12 protein-coding genes are annotated in these 14188 nt (G+C 54.1%); 6 read left to right on the top strand and 6 right to left on the bottom strand.

Features of this window, described 5'->3' with window-relative positions; all coding sequences use genetic code 11:
* The first annotated feature begins 303 nt into the window (after positions 1-303).
* The 6 genes from ADICEAN_RS05120 to ADICEAN_RS05145 all read left to right on the top strand — a co-directional run bounded on the left by ADICEAN_RS05120 (position 304) and on the right by ADICEAN_RS05145 (position 7831).
* Positions 304-2193, top strand: a complete 1890-nt coding sequence (locus tag ADICEAN_RS05120) for a MutS-related protein (RefSeq protein ID WP_009194474.1) — start codon at positions 304-306, stop codon at positions 2191-2193.
* A gap of 15 nt (positions 2194-2208) precedes the next feature.
* Positions 2209-3306 carry an anhydro-N-acetylmuramic acid kinase gene (locus tag ADICEAN_RS05125; RefSeq protein ID WP_009194475.1) on the top strand — a complete coding sequence of 366 codons (1098 nt, stop codon included), beginning with the start codon at positions 2209-2211 and terminating at the stop codon, positions 3304-3306.
* Between the two features lie 34 nt (positions 3307-3340).
* Positions 3341-4567: a Glu/Leu/Phe/Val dehydrogenase dimerization domain-containing protein gene (locus ADICEAN_RS05130; RefSeq protein ID WP_009194476.1), complete on the top strand. Its 1227-nt coding sequence runs from the start codon at positions 3341-3343 to the stop codon at positions 4565-4567.
* Between the two features lie 253 nt (positions 4568-4820).
* Entirely contained in the window at positions 4821-6338 is a 1518-nt protein-coding gene (locus tag ADICEAN_RS05135; protein WP_009194477.1) for a sodium:proton antiporter, read from the top strand.
* A 72-nt stretch (positions 6339-6410) separates the two neighbouring features.
* Positions 6411-7085 (top strand): endonuclease III domain-containing protein, encoded by a 675-nt coding sequence (locus ADICEAN_RS05140; RefSeq protein ID WP_009194478.1) that lies wholly within the window; start codon positions 6411-6413, stop codon positions 7083-7085.
* 401 nt (positions 7086-7486) lie between these two features.
* Complete coding sequence (locus ADICEAN_RS05145; protein ID WP_009194479.1) at positions 7487-7831, top strand: hypothetical protein; 345 nt, start codon at positions 7487-7489, stop codon at positions 7829-7831.
* Between the two features lie 116 nt (positions 7832-7947).
* Here the strand turns inward: ADICEAN_RS05145 and ADICEAN_RS05150 are convergent, their stop codons facing one another.
* From ADICEAN_RS05150 to ADICEAN_RS05175, 6 genes are all read right to left on the bottom strand, one after another.
* Entirely contained in the window at positions 7948-8583 is a 636-nt protein-coding gene (locus ADICEAN_RS05150) for a porin family protein (RefSeq protein WP_009194480.1), read from the bottom strand.
* A gap of 5 nt (positions 8584-8588) precedes the next feature.
* Positions 8589-9512, bottom strand: a complete 924-nt coding sequence (locus ADICEAN_RS05155; RefSeq protein WP_009194481.1) for a S66 peptidase family protein — start codon at positions 9510-9512, stop codon at positions 8589-8591.
* Positions 9513-9576: 64 nt separating this feature from the next.
* Positions 9577-10140, bottom strand: a complete 564-nt coding sequence (locus ADICEAN_RS05160) for an OmpH family outer membrane protein (RefSeq protein WP_009194482.1) — start codon at positions 10138-10140, stop codon at positions 9577-9579.
* A gap of 19 nt (positions 10141-10159) precedes the next feature.
* On the bottom strand, positions 10160-10657 hold the full coding sequence (locus ADICEAN_RS05165; protein WP_236612867.1) for an OmpH family outer membrane protein: 498 nt from the start codon (positions 10655-10657) through the stop codon (positions 10160-10162).
* Between the two features lie 43 nt (positions 10658-10700).
* Positions 10701-13427, bottom strand: coding sequence for a BamA/OMP85 family outer membrane protein (locus ADICEAN_RS05170; protein ID WP_009194484.1), 2727 nt, complete (start codon positions 13425-13427; stop codon positions 10701-10703).
* A complete protein-coding gene (locus ADICEAN_RS05175) occupies positions 13424-14173 on the bottom strand; it encodes an isoprenyl transferase (RefSeq protein ID WP_009194485.1) in 750 nt (249 codons plus the stop codon). The genes ADICEAN_RS05170 and ADICEAN_RS05175 overlap by 4 nt, the downstream gene beginning before the upstream one ends.
* Positions 14174-14188 lie beyond the last annotated feature (15 nt).

Genomic DNA, 14188 nt, shown 5'->3' on the forward strand with positions numbered 1-14188 from the left:
TTTGCTTCTAGAGGCTCGTCATTCCGAGGAGGTACGACGAAGGAATCTGGCATCCAAGCATAGAGTAACCAGATTGCTTCTTCCGCTACGCTCCATCGCAAAGACGACTCTAGATAATAAAAACGGCCCCTGAATAATTTCAGAGCCTTTTTTTTTAAAATATGTATTCTCTAAAAATTCGGGATGACTCATGTTTTTTTGGATTGGTGGCGCCAGCCGCTAAATTAGCCTGTGGGAAATAACCCTTCCCGCCCGAATGAGTTACTTTTTTTGTATGCCTGTAATGAGCCCCCTCATTTTTCTATGACGCCCCATCCGCCCAAACACTACTTCCAGGAAAAACTTCAGCACCATCAGCAGGCTACAGCCCTTCTGCGCAACAAGGTGCGGAGCTGGGCCACCCTGCGGATCGTGTTTTTCGTGCTGGCACTCATTCTTCTCTTTTACCTGGCCAATTTGCGCTACAGTATGGGGGTCATTGGCCTGCTGATTGTAGCTCCCCTGATCTTTGCCGCCCTTATCCGGCAGCACCGCCTGTACAAAGATCGCCTTGGCATCAGCCAGACGCTTACCGATATAAACCAGCAGGAGATCCAGCGGCTGCATCATAAGTTTGAGGGCCTCTCCAGCGGGCAGGAGCATTACATGGCCCTGCATGCCTACCACCCCGATCTGGATGTGCTGGGCGGCCGCCAGTCGCTCTTTCAGCTGCTCAACCGGGCCGCTACCCCCGGCGGCGAAGCCATGCTGGCCTACTGGCTGAGCGCTCCGGCGCCTGTGGCAGATATTGAGGCCCGCCAGCAGGCTGCCCGGGAGCTGGCCCCGCTGCTGGACTGGCGGCAGGAGTTTCTGGCCCAGGGCCAGTACCACCGCAAGCCCCACACCAGCCTGGATGCCCTACAGGAATGGCTGCAGCTGCCCAATGTAGTACTGCCCCGCACCCGCTACCGGGTAGCCTTTGCCACCCTGCCGCCGGCTACGGTGCTGCTGATTCTGGCCTTTATCTTTTTTGACATCTCCTTCTGGTGGATCATTGGCGCAGCCCTGGTAAATGCCCTGGTGGTCTTTCGGCTGGCCCCCCATGCCAAGCTGGCCGAGGAGGCCGCCTACAGCAGCCTGGGCCTGCTTAAAGGCAGTGCCGGCATGTTCCGGATGCTGGAAGATACCCCCTGGCAAAGCCCCTACCTGCAAAGCCTGCAGGCCAGCCTGGGCAATGGGGATAAGCCAAAAGCCTCTGCCCGAATCCGGGAACTCTCCCGCATCCTGGATGGGCTGGAATCGCGCAGCAACGGCTTTTATATGGTGCTCAATACGCTTTTTCTCCAGGACCTCTACTGGATGATGCAGGCAGAGCGCTGGAAACAGGGAGTACAGGGCGAACTGGAGAGCTGGTTTAAGGCCCTCTATGAGTGGGAAGCGCTCAACAGCCTGGCCGGCCTGGCCTTTGCCGAGCCAGACTGGGCCTTTCCGGAAGTAAGCACCAAACCTGAGCACCTGTTTGTAGCGGAGGCACTGGGCCACCCCCTGCTGGCCGAAGGCCGGGTTACCAATGATTTTGAGCTGCGGGGCCGGGGCGAGGTGATCCTGATCACCGGCTCCAATATGGCCGGCAAAAGCACTTTTTTGCGTACAGTGGGCATTAATGCCGTTCTGGCCCAGGCTGGAGCCCCGGTGTGTGCCCGCCGTCTGCACATTAGCCGCATGCAGGTGTTCACCAGCATGCGCACCCAGGATTCACTGGCCGAAAATGTCTCTTCCTTTTATGCCGAACTGCAACGGCTGCGCCAGCTGCTGCGCCTGCTGGATGCTTCCTCTATTCAAAACACCAGCACCAGGGGGCTCCCTGCCCAGGAGCTCCCCCTGCCACCCGATGCCCAGCCGGGGCTGCCGGTTCTCTTTTTGCTGGATGAGATTCTGAAAGGTACCAACTCGGCCGACCGCCACAAGGGGGCTGCCGCACTCATCCGCCAGCTGCAGGGGCTCAATGCCTCCGGGCTCATCTCTACCCACGACCTGGACCTGGGCCAGACCGCCAGCGGGGCCGGCCTGCGCAACTACAGCTTTAACAGCGAAGTAGTAGGCCAGGAGATTCGCTTTACCTACAAACTGGATCCGGGCATTTGCCGCAGTTTTAATGCCAGCGCCCTGATGGCCAAAATGGGCATAGATGTAGATGTATCTGCTAATCCCTAATCGAATTCCGCCGCTATGATCAATTCCTATACCCTATTGGGCGCCATGTCCGGCACCTCCCTGGATGGGCTGGACCTTGCCTGCTGCCACTTTACCCGTACGGCGGCCGGCAAATGGGACTATACCGTTCTGGCCGCCGAAACAATCTCCTATACAGAAGCCTGGCAGCAGCGCCTGGCTCACCTTATGCAGGCCGATGCCCTTACCTTTGTTAAGACCGATCGGGCCCTGGGCAGGTGGATGGGCGAGCAGGTGCGCCAGTTCATGAACCGCCACCATGTGCAGCCGCAGGCCGTGGCCTCGCATGGCCATACGGTCTTTCACCAGCCCGAGGAGGGGCTAACAGTACAGATTGGCTCCGGGGTTAGCATGATGGCGGCCTGCGGCATTCCGGTCATAAATGATTTTCGCAGCCTGGATGTAGCCCTGGGCGGACATGGCGCCCCCCTGGTGCCCATTGGGGATCAGCTGCTTTTTTCTGATTATGATTTCTGCCTTAACCTGGGCGGTATTGCCAACATCTCGGCCCAGCAGGGGGCAAGCCGCATTGCCTACGATGTGTGCCCGGCCAATGGGGTGCTGAACTACCTGGCCCGGCGCATGGACCAGCCCTATGATCCCGATGGCCGCCTGGCGGCATCCGGCCAGCTGCTGCCCGGCTTGCTGCAGCAGCTCAATGCCCTACCCTATTATGCCCTGCCCGGCCCCAAAAGCCTGGGCTATGAGTGGGTAGAGGCCGAGGCGCTCCCCCTGATCGCCTCTACCGAAGCACCTGTACCGGACCTGCTCTATACCGTTTGTGAGCATATTGCCCAGCAGATTACCCTCTCGGCCCGCCAGCTGATGCCCAAAGGCAAGGGGGAACAAAAAAAGCTGCTCGCTACCGGCGGTGGCGCCTTCAACAAGCACCTGATAGACCGTATTGACCAGCACCTGGCGCCTTTTGGGATAGAGGTGGTGCTGCCCGATGCCCAGACCATAGCCTTTAAGGAAGCCCTTATTTTTGCTTTTTTAGGGGTTCTGCGTCTGCGCAATGAGCCCAACTGTCTCAGCAGTGTAACCGGTGCCCGCTCAGACAGCAGCGGTGGGGTCATTTATGATAATATTTTATAGCTTTGCAGGGCCAAAAAATTAGCCCTCTCTTAGCATGAAAGAACTACTCAAGAAATACGAGACCAAACGCCCCGAAATCGTTTTCGAATGGAAAGATGCTGAAACCGAAGCCGAAGGCTGGGTAGTGATCAACTCCCTGCGGGGAGGCGCTGCCGGAGGGGGTACGCGCATGCGTCCGGGCCTGGACCGGCATGAGGTAGAATCACTGGCCAAAACCATGGAAGTAAAGTTTACCGTTTCGGGTCCTGCCATCGGGGGCGCCAAATCAGGCATTAACTTTGATCCTGCCGATCCGCGCAAGCAGGGGGTATTGGAGCGCTGGTTCAAGGCGGTGATCCCCCTGCTGAAAAGCTACTACGGTACCGGGGGCGATCTGAATGTGGACGAAATTCATGAAGTGATTCCCATTACGGAAGATTACGGGCTCTGGCACCCGCAGGAAGGGGTAGTAAATGGCCACTACACGGCCACAGAACCCCAGAAGATCCAGAAGGTAGGCCAGCTGCGCCAGGGGGTAAGCAAGGTGCTGGAAGATGCCCATTACAGCCCCGCGCTGGAAAAAAAATATACCGTAGCCGACATGATCACCGGCTGGGGCGTGGCCGAATCGGTGCGCCATTATTATGAGCTCTGGGGCGGGCAGCTGCAGGGCAAGCGGGCCATCATTCAGGGATGGGGCAATGTAGGCGCTGCGGCGGCCTATTACCTGGCCCATGCGGGTGTTAAGATTGTGGGGATCATAGACCGGGTGGGCGGCCTTATCAAGCCGGAGGGCTATACCGCCGAAGAAGTGCGGCAGTTGCTGATCAACCGTAACCGCAACATGCTCAATGCGCCGGATATGCTCTCCTTTGAGGAGGTGAATCGCCAGATCTGGCATGTGCCGGCCGAGATCTTTATTCCGGCCGCAGCATCCCGCCTGATCACCACCGAGCAGGTAGAGCACATGAAACGTGCCGGCCTGGAAGTGGTAAGCTCGGGCGCCAACGTGCCGTTTAAAGACCAGGAGATTTTCTTTGGCCCCACCATGGAGTATGCCGATGAACAGGTGGCCATCATCCCCGATTTTATTGCCAACTGTGGCATGGCCCGGGTATTTGCCTATCTGATGGGGGGAGAAGTAGAAGTTACCGACGATGCCATCTTCCACGATACCTCTGACACCATCCGCAAGGCGCTGGAAGAGGTACATGCCCTGGACAGCCGCCCCACAGGCCTTGCCCGTACGGCCTTTGAGATAGCCCTACAGCAGCTGGTCTAGCAGCAGTATTACCGAATTGTTAATTTTAACGTTTAAACGTTAGTAATCTCTTTAGTCTTTTCCCGAAACCTTATAAATTTACACCAGTAATCCCCCTGGCAGAACAAAATCCGGCCTTTAGTGGTAGAGATATAAGGTAATTCTTATTTTTAGCCCGGAAACATCCGGGCGCTTTTGCGTTACAGCACGATTTTTCTGCCCGGGCATCGGTACGTTCTGCCGGCTACTCTGTTTCGTCTGTCTAAACACCTACATGAAGCACTATATTCTGTTCCTGTTCCTGCTTATTAGTTCGCTGGTACCCAGTCCTGCAGCCCTTGGCGCTGCTGCTGTGCAGGAGCAGGAAGCACAGGATTCTGTGCTGCTGCAGGCTCAGGATGCACAAGAGGAGGCCGCCATCCATCTGGCTGAAGGGGAGGAGGCCCACCCCATTACCACCGCACCGGCCTGGGCGGTCATTCCGTTTGTGCTGCTACTGCTCATGATTGCCACCGGTCCGCTCTTCTATGAGCATTTCTGGCACAGGTACTATCCCATGGTAGCCATAGGCCTGGCCCTGCTGGTGATCTTCTACTATGTTTTTTATCTGTTGAACATCCCCTCGGTAATTCATGCACTGGCCGAGTATGTGCAGTTTATCTCGCTGCTGGCGGCGCTGTTCATAGCTTCCGGCGGCATCATGATTAACATCGACAAACGGTCTACCCCCCTGGCCAATGTGATCCTGCTACTAACGGGCGCCGTTATCTCCAATCTGATTGGTACCACAGGAGCTTCCATGCTGCTGATCCGCCCCTTTATCCGGCTCAATAAAACCCGGATCAAGGCCTATCACATCATCTTCTTCATCTTTATCGTTAGCAACATAGGGGGTAGCCTTACGCCTATTGGGGATCCGCCGCTCTTTCTGGGTTTTCTGAAGGGGGTACCTTTCTTCTGGACCCTTACCCATAACTTTCTGCCCTGGCTCTTTGCCCTGCTGGTACTGTCCGCCATCTTCTACTGGTTTGACAGCCGCAATAAGGAGCATCTGGATGAGGTGGTGGAAGACGTGGTATATACCAATAAAGTGCGGCTGGTGGGCCTGCGCAACTTTGGCTGGCTGGCGGTGGTCATAGCAGCGGTATTTATCGATCCCAAGATATTTCCGGAATACGTACCGGGTATCCATTACCATGGCGAAACCTTTTCCTTTGTGCGGGAGCTTATTCTGCTGTCGGTAGCCTTTCTCTCGTACCGCTTTGCCAGCAAAGAGGCTCTTGCGGGCAATGACTTTAACTTTGAGCCCATCCGGGAGGTAGCCTTTATCTTTATCGGCATCTTTGGCACCATGATGCCAGCCCTGGAGCTGGTGGGTACCTTTGCCCAGTCAGAGTCAGGTGCGGCCCTCATTACGCATAATACGCTCTTCTGGGGCACGGGCATCCTGTCGGGTTTTCTGGACAATGCCCCTACCTACCTGAACTTTCTGGCGGCTGCCATGGCCTCTAAAGGCGCCAGCCTGAGCAATCCCTCCGAGGTGGTAGGGTTCTCACAGGGGCTCTACCATGATAGCGTTATGGACCTGATGGCCATCTCCATCGCTGCTGTATTTTTTGGCGCCATGACTTATATTGGCAATGGTCCCAATTTTATGGTGAAGTCCATTGCCGAGCAGATCGGTATTAAGATGCCCTCCTTCTTTGGTTACATCATTCGCTACTCGTTGCCCATTCTGCTGCCCATCCTTCTTCTGGTCTGGCTGATCTTCTTTGCCTTTCATTCGGTCTAAGCCCTGCAGTTCCCGTAGTTCTTGCCTCCTGCCCGGCCAAACCCCTGCCACAGGAGCTGCGTACACCTGTGCATGAGTCCGGAAGAAAAGCTGGCCCTGAGCCAGCAAGTCCTCACCGCTATCTATGGGCCGCAGCGGGCGGGATCCAGCAAAACGGCCCTGCATCAGCTTATTGCCACTATTCTTTCGCATCGCACCGATTATGCCAGCGAAAAGCGGGCCTTTGATACGCTCTGGAGCCGCTACGGAAGCTGGGAGGCCATACGGGATGCTCCCCTTGCAGACGTTATTGAGGCAATTGCGCCCGCACGCTTTCCGGAAGTGAAGGGGCCCTATATACAGGAAAGCCTCCGGCAGATCATTGCCGAGCGGGGCGATGCCTCTGTTGATTTCCTGAAAGAGCTAAGTCCGGAAGAAGCGCTGCTGTGGCTAAAGCGCCTGCCAGGCGTGGGTCCCAAAACGGCTAGTCTGGTGCTGCTCTTTAACTTTCGGATGCCGGTACTGCCGGTAGATACCCATGTGCACCGGGTAAGCCAGCGCCTGGGCATTATACCGGCCAAAACCTCCGCCGAGCGGGCCCATGTACTGCTGCTGGAGATGCTGCCCAAAGATCCCGATGTGCTCTTCAGCTTTCATAAGCACTTTTTCTGGCATGGCCAGCGCATTTGCACTTTTCTGGCTCCTCGCTGCGAGGCCTGTGTGCTGCAATCGTTCTGCGCCTATTACCACTCCCGCTACTCCCTGTAAATTGTTCAATTTCTGCCAACGGAGCCCCCTTTTTGACTGGTGGCTCCTGCACCAGACTACTTCTGTAGTAGTCTTCTTTTCGGCAAGCGCTCTGAAATTTATAGACAAAATATTTTTTGCTATATGATTAGTTTTGCCGCAGTCATACAAATAATATTCTAATAATTTCTATTTCATAGAATATATATAGGTATAAGCCCTCAGGTAAGGCTAATATGGATTGACCACGCCCGACCCAAACATATAATATTCTTTCTTTGATAATTTATATGAACGGTTTGTATCTCATTTTAAATGGATCTAATTTTGCCTTAGAAATAAACAAAAAAACAAGCAGCATACCACAGCTTGTGTTTATGAGAATTCCAGTACGAAAAATTAGACTATTAATTTCTACGCATATGAAACCTACATTTTTTGCCCTTAGCCTGTCCCTGGTACTTTTAGCAGCCGCTCCGCTTAAAGCAGAGAAAAAGCCCGTTTTGGCTACTGAGCCTACCTCCAGTCTTGCAGCGGCTATTCCCACAGAAGAAAGCCTGATCATTGCCCTGGACCATACCATCTGGTTTCAGGATGTCGTTTATATTCACATTTACGACAGCGAGGAGAAGCCGCTGATCAATGGTGCTTACAGCAAAGAAGAGCTGGCCAGCAACCAGGAACTTAAGAACCTGCTGCGCAAAAGCACCCGCTTTCTGAGCATCGATAATCACCATTACTACTTTATGGCACGTAAAGCAGAGTAATTCACCTGTCTCTTCATACTTTACATATACCTAAAAAGGCAAGCCACTAGCTTGCCTTTTTTATGTACTCACCCCCCCTGTGCCCGGCAGGGGCTGTGTGCTTTGAAAAAAACATCTTAAAACACCAGTGCCCCATACACATGCAGGCCTTGCAGCCGGCCGCTTCCCAGCCATTGGCGTGCCAAGTCGGTGGCCGCCACATCCCTGAAGCCCCGTACATAGCGCGCACCAAAGGCCAGGGGACTTACATTAAGCTCCAGTCCGGCAGCGGCGGCAATATCCCAGCGGCCGAGCTCACTGGGGGGCAGGTTGGGGTTTTGCCCGCCGGCATCTGCTACAGAACTGTTGCGAATAAGGGTGCTCATCTGGGGCCCTAGCTGAAACTCAATAATATCATTTGCTCTAAAATTGAGAAGCAGGGGTATTTCTACATAGCGAAAGGTATAGGCAACCGTATAGACTTGCCCAGTGCCCGTTTCGGGATACTGGAGCGCCGCAGCCCGCTGGCTGAGCATGATCTCGGGCTGCATCCACCAGAAGCGGCTAAAGGGCAGTTTTACCCCCATGCCCGCTGCCCATCCTGAGCGGCCCTCCGCCGTAAAGCCACTTTCCTGAAGCTGCGTATACTGCCAGGCGCTCTTTAGCAGAAACTGCATCTCGGGAACCGAGCGGGTATAACTGCGGTGCACCTGCGCTCCTGCCAGTATAGGAACCAACAGCAGGGGCAAAAGGGCTATAGTGAGATATCGCATGGATGCTAAACGTAGGTAGAGGCCTGAGGATTGTGCTGCAAACTAGCACCTGTGGGAAAAACTTCAAAGGCTAGCGGGGCCCCTACCGGCAGGGCCAGGTTGAGCGCCTCATGCCCTACCGGAAAACCAAAGGCTACCGGATAGGCATAGTCGCTCACATGCTCCTGAATGATTTCGTAGGCCTCCCGCCCAAAGGGCACCGGATTATCACGCATATCAGACATCTGGCCTACTACCAGCCCCTTTAGCTGTGCCAGGCGGCCGGCACGCTTTAATTGCACCATCATGCGGTCCAGGTGGTAGCGGTACTCATCCAGATCTTCCAGAAAAAGAATGGCTCCCTCATACTTGGGCTCCGTAGGGGTGCCCACCAGCGTAGCCAGCAGGGAGAGGTTTCCGCCCAGCAGAGGCCCGGCTGCCCTGCCCGTGCGGTTCAGGGGGTGTGCCGCTGCGCTCATGTGCAGGGGCTGGCCCAGCAGCTGCTGGCGAATGCTTTCAATACTGGCCGCTCTGCCCGGTTTATCATCAAAGCCGGCGGCCATGGTACAGTGCAGGCTCTGTACCCCCAGCCGATAGGCCTGGCAGAGCAGGGCTGTTACATCACTAAAGCCACACAGCCACTTGGGCCGGGTCATAAAAGAGGTCCAGTCGATCTGGTCAATAATGCGGGTGGTACCGTAGCCCCCCCTGGAAAACAGAATGGCCTTGATGGCGGGATCGTCCAGCAGCCGCTGAAATTCCTGCAGGCGCTCCCCATCACTGCCGGCAAATTGCTGGTGCTGCCGGTACAGATGAGCGCCCAACACAACCCGAAAGCCCCAGTCCTGCAGCTGCCGTATGGCGCGGCTCAGGGCTTCCGGATTTGTCCAGCGGGCAGTGGAGGTAATGGCGATGGTATCGCCCGGCTGTAAATAAGGTGGATGTTGCACAGCTACAAAATAAAAAAACCCCGGCTATATACAGCCGGGGTTTGGGAATAAAACCGCACAGATTTTAGTTCTGAGCGTTTACTGGCTTGGGGGTAATGCCCATTTTCTTCAGTACCAGGTCAGATATATCGTTGCTTTCGTCAGATACATACAGCAGGGTGGGTACACCGGCTACCTCTGAGTTCAGCACATGGCTGTAGTTGTTTTCTTTCGCCACAATATCAATATTGTTCTGAATTTTTTCATAGGCAGGGCCCAGCAGTTCGTTTTCGCGCTGTGCATATTTGAGCTGCATCAGGCGGGGAGCGTTCTCCAGGTTTTGCTGCTCCTGCTGAAGCTGGCGACGGGTATCTTCAAACTGCTTTACCGTCAGGTTTTCGCCATTCTTCTCAAAGTTTTGCACTTTGGTCTGGAAGTCCTGAATATTCTTTTGCTGTTCGGCTTCAAGTTTTTTCTGGAACTCCTGCAGTTGTTGCTCAATCTGCTTGTATTCGGGCATCTGGCTCAGTATATAATTAACGCTGGCAAATCCGATCTTTACAGGGGTAGGAGTGGCTGCAGTCTGTGCCATGGCACCCAACCCTGTCAGCAGCAGCGCCATTAGAGCCATTACAAATTTGTTTCTCATGTTTATCGCGTTTTGTGGGTTATTTAATGGTATCGTCTTTGTCGCCTAATCCTAACTCTTCCAACACATAATCAGTATAATCGTGCACCGGATTTGTATAAATCATCACCAGCTGACCGGATTTATCGAACATTACTTGTATTTTTTGCTTCACAGAAACCTTCTCAACCGCCTCAAACACTTTCTCCTGCACCGTTTGCATCAGTTCCTTTTCCTTTAGAAAATAGAGACCCTCATAGCCAAAGATCTTGGTCTGCTGATCTTTAAGCTCCTGCTCCCGCTGCCTGATGGCCGCCAGGCGTTCCTGTTTCATGGCCTCGGTCAGCAGCACCTCTTCGGTGCGCAGGGCACTGTAGAGTGCTTCTATTTCCTTTTGTTTTTCCTTGATCTCATCCTGCCAGGCAAGGGCTACCTTTTGTATCTCTTGCTGTGCCTTTTTGTACTCCGGCATCTTGTTCAGGATGTACTGTGTATCTACATATCCAAATTTCTGGCCAAACACGTTTGGCAAGGCCAAAAAAATGAAAAAAAGTGTAAATATTATTTTTTGGCCCATAGGATTAGCGGATTTGCTGTCCAATAGTGAAGTGGAACTGTGGTCCGCTGGCATCGGGCTGGCCCGGCACCTGATCGAATCCATAGCCCCAGTCAATACCGATCAGACCAAAAGCAGCCATAAAGATACGGGCGCCAATACCGGCCGAGCGGTAAAGCTTAAAGGGGTTATACTCGCTGTAGCTGGCCCAGTTGTTTCCCGCCTCGGCAAAGGCCTGCACATAAATGGTAGCCGAAGGTGCCAGTGAAACGGGGTAGCGCAGCTGCAGGGCAAATTTATTGTAGATAATACCGCCCATCATCTGGCCATTCTGGTCCCGCGGCGTGATGGAGTTGTTGGTATAGCCCCGCAGACCAATGATATCGCGCCCCAGGATAAAGCCGGCTGCCTGGCCGGAGAGGCCATCACCCCCCAGCACAAAGCGCTCAAAGGGACCAATGGGGGCATCGCCGCCATAGGAACCAATAAAGCCCATGTTGGCCTTGGTGTTCAGTACCAGCTTGCCGATTACGGAGGTATAGGTCTCAGCATCGAACATGTACTTATGGTACTCTACCCAGCGATAGCGCTCGCTCAGATCCAGATCACTGTAGTTGGTGGAGCTGAAGGCAGAGTAAGGGGGGGTAAAGCTGGCGGTAAGGGTATAGGACGATCCGTTGAGCGGATAGATAGGCGCACTAACGCTGTTGCGGGAGAAGGTAGTATTAAAGGTAATGTTGTTGGCATTACCATTCTGAATACCAATGATTTGCCCCGGGTTGAAGTTGTTTACCGGATTACCCTCCGCATCCAGGCGGGTATAGATGTTATAGATCTGATAGGAGAGCGTGTTGCGTACGGCAAAGAAATCGTCCGGCCATTTTACCCGGCGGCCAAGGCCTACCGAGAGGTTGGTTACCTTCAGGTGCCCGGAGGCCTGATCGTCAAAACGGAACAGGGTGGTCTGGTTATAGTAGCGCTGGATGGAGTGGCTCAGATTAACCGAAAAGGAATTTGGTTTTTTGCCGCCCAGCCAGGGCTCCGAGAAGGTAAAGGAATAGCTCTGGAAGCGGCGGCCACTGGCTTGTCCTCGCAGGGCCAGCGTCTGGCCATCGCCTACGGGCAGGGGATCCCAGGTACTGGGCTTCAGGATGTTCTGAATGGAGAAGTTATTGAACACCAGACCCAGCGTACCAATAAAGCCGCCATAGGCACCCTGGCCCCGGCCGCCCCAGCCAGCCGAAAGCTCGATCTGGTCACTTGGTTTTTCCTGTACGGTGTATTCAATATCTACGGTACCATCGGCCGGGTTGGGAACGGGGTTGATGCCAAAGGCTTCCTGATCGAAATAACCAAGGGCCAGAATTTCCCGCTGGGTACGGATCACATTGGTACGGCTGAACTTCTCACCCGGCAGGGTGCGAATCTCCCGCATAATCACATGGTCTTTGGTGCGCTCGTTGCCGTTTACAATAATACGCTTGATGGTGGCCTGAGGACCCTCCTGTATGCGCATTTCCACATCAATGGAGTCGCCCTCTACCTTTACTTCTACCGGACGGATGCTGAAGAACAGGTATCCGTTGTCCATGTACAGCGAGCTGATGTCCTGGCCGGCGGGGTTGTAGTTAAGCTTTTTCTGAATAAGCTCCATATCGTACACATCGCCCTTATCAATAGCCAGAATGCGGCTGAGGGTACTGTCGGTATGTACATAGTTGCCGGTCCAGTCAATGGTGCGGAAGTAATACTTGCGGCCTTCTTCTACCTGCACATCCAGCACCAGGCGGTTTTCTTTTGGTGAGCGGTACACCGTATCCCCTATGATGCGGGCATCGCGGTAGCCTTTGGAGTTATAAAAGGCGATTACTGATTTCTTGTCTTCCTCAAACTCCTGCCGCACAAATTTGGAGCTGCTAAAGAAGTTGGGCTTTACATGAGTAGCCAGGTAATCTTTGATATCCTGCCCGTCAACCTCGCGGCTGTTGCTGAAAAACTGACCGATGTGTGAGGGGCGCAGGCGAATGGCCCTGCCTACCAGATCCTGGAAAAGGGTAATGCGGGGCTTTTCTTTTGTTTTTTTCATCCGGCCCTTCAGGCGGGAGTCGGCCAGGTTTTCGTTGCCCACAAAGTTGATCTGATCGATCTTTTGTTTTCTGCCCCGGTCTACCCGGATGCGCAGGCGTACGCTATTGGAGAGGTTCTGATCTTTCTCAGGGGTGATCTTTACTGTGGCATTCAGGTACCCCTTTTCAATAAGGTACTTGCGTACATTGAGCTCGGTATTTTTCAGCAGGGCATCGGTAACCACACGGCCGCGGTTAAGCTTGATCTGGTCTTTGATATCACTGCTCTGGGTTTTGCTGACCCCCTCCACATCATAACCCGAGAGGCGCGGACGTTCGCTCAGGGCTATTTCCAGCCATACCCGGTCGCCTTCTGTTTTGGTAATGTAGATGCCGGCATCGCCGATAATGCCTTGCTCCCAGAGCTTGTTAATGGCATTGGTAATGGCATCGCCCGGGATGCGGATGCGGTCGCCCACCCGCAGGCCGGTTAGGGAGATCAGGGCTTCTGCGTTGAGCGTAGACAGGCCGGTAATGGCTATGTCGGCAATTTCGTACTCCTGTGGATTGGCGTAATTAAGCTCGGTGCTGGTCTGGGTGCGGCTCTGACGGCGCAGGCCCACCTGGGCGTGTACTAGACTGGGCAGCAGGGCTAGCCCAATACAGAATAATAATATCCTCCTCATCCCTGTTTGCTCAGGTTAATTTGTTCACTGGTTTTTCCAAATCGTCTCTCACGCTGCTGGTACGAATAGATGGCCTCGTAGAGGTGCTCTTTCCGAAAATCAGGCCATAATACCTCGCTGATGTAGAGCTCGGTATAGGCCAGTTGCCACAACAGAAAATTACTGATGCGCATTTCGCCACTGGTGCGAATGAGCAGCTCGGGATCGGGCATGTCGTGCGTGGTCAGCTGCTGCTCAAAGAGTGCTGGTGTTAGTGCTTCAGGAGCCAGTACGCCATCCCGGGCAGCCTGCATCAGCTTTTTGGCTGCTTCCAGAATTTCCCAGCGCCCGCTATAGCTAAGGGCCAGGGTTAGGGTAAGGCCTGTATTTTTCTTTGTTTCTGCCATTGCCTCATTCAGCTGGTGCTGGCAGCCGGTTGGCAGATCGTGCAGGTTGCCAATATGATTCAGGCGCACATTGTTATCCTGCAGGGTGCTGATCTCTTTGCGTATGGTAGATACCAGCAGCTCCATCAGCGCATTTACCTCTGCACGGGGCCTGTTCCAGTTTTCGGTTGAAAACGCATACAGGGTTAAATGCTGAATGCCCAGCTCGGCGCAGCTTTCAGTGGTTTCCCGCACCGCCAGAATGGCGTTTTTGTGCCCGAATACACGGGCAGCGCCCTGCTTCTTTGCCCACCGGCCATTTCCATCCATAATAACGGCTATATGGCGGGGTAAATTATGCAGGTCGAGTCTTTCTTTCATCCCTAACTGTCCGTA

The sequence above is a fragment of the Cesiribacter andamanensis AMV16 genome, from assembly GCF_000348925.1.
GTDB classification, from domain to species: domain Bacteria; phylum Bacteroidota; class Bacteroidia; order Cytophagales; family Cyclobacteriaceae; genus Cesiribacter; species Cesiribacter andamanensis.

Coding starts and splice junctions, on each gene's coding strand:
- ADICEAN_RS05120 (WP_009194474.1), top strand. CDS start 304: ATGACGCCCCATCCGCCCAAACACTACTTCCAGGAAAAACTTCAGCAC.
- ADICEAN_RS05125 (WP_009194475.1), top strand. CDS start 2,209: ATGATCAATTCCTATACCCTATTGGGCGCCATGTCCGGCACCTCCCTG.
- ADICEAN_RS05130 (WP_009194476.1), top strand. CDS start 3,341: ATGAAAGAACTACTCAAGAAATACGAGACCAAACGCCCCGAAATCGTT.
- ADICEAN_RS05135 (WP_009194477.1), top strand. CDS start 4,821: ATGAAGCACTATATTCTGTTCCTGTTCCTGCTTATTAGTTCGCTGGTA.
- ADICEAN_RS05140 (WP_009194478.1), top strand. CDS start 6,411: ATGAGTCCGGAAGAAAAGCTGGCCCTGAGCCAGCAAGTCCTCACCGCT.
- ADICEAN_RS05145 (WP_009194479.1), top strand. CDS start 7,487: ATGAAACCTACATTTTTTGCCCTTAGCCTGTCCCTGGTACTTTTAGCA.
- ADICEAN_RS05150 (WP_009194480.1), bottom strand. CDS start 8,583: ATGCGATATCTCACTATAGCCCTTTTGCCCCTGCTGTTGGTTCCTATA.
- ADICEAN_RS05160 (WP_009194482.1), bottom strand. CDS start 10,140: ATGAGAAACAAATTTGTAATGGCTCTAATGGCGCTGCTGCTGACAGGG.
- ADICEAN_RS05170 (WP_009194484.1), bottom strand. CDS start 13,427: ATGAGGAGGATATTATTATTCTGTATTGGGCTAGCCCTGCTGCCCAGT.
- ADICEAN_RS05175 (WP_009194485.1), bottom strand. CDS start 14,173: ATGAAAGAAAGACTCGACCTGCATAATTTACCCCGCCATATAGCCGTT.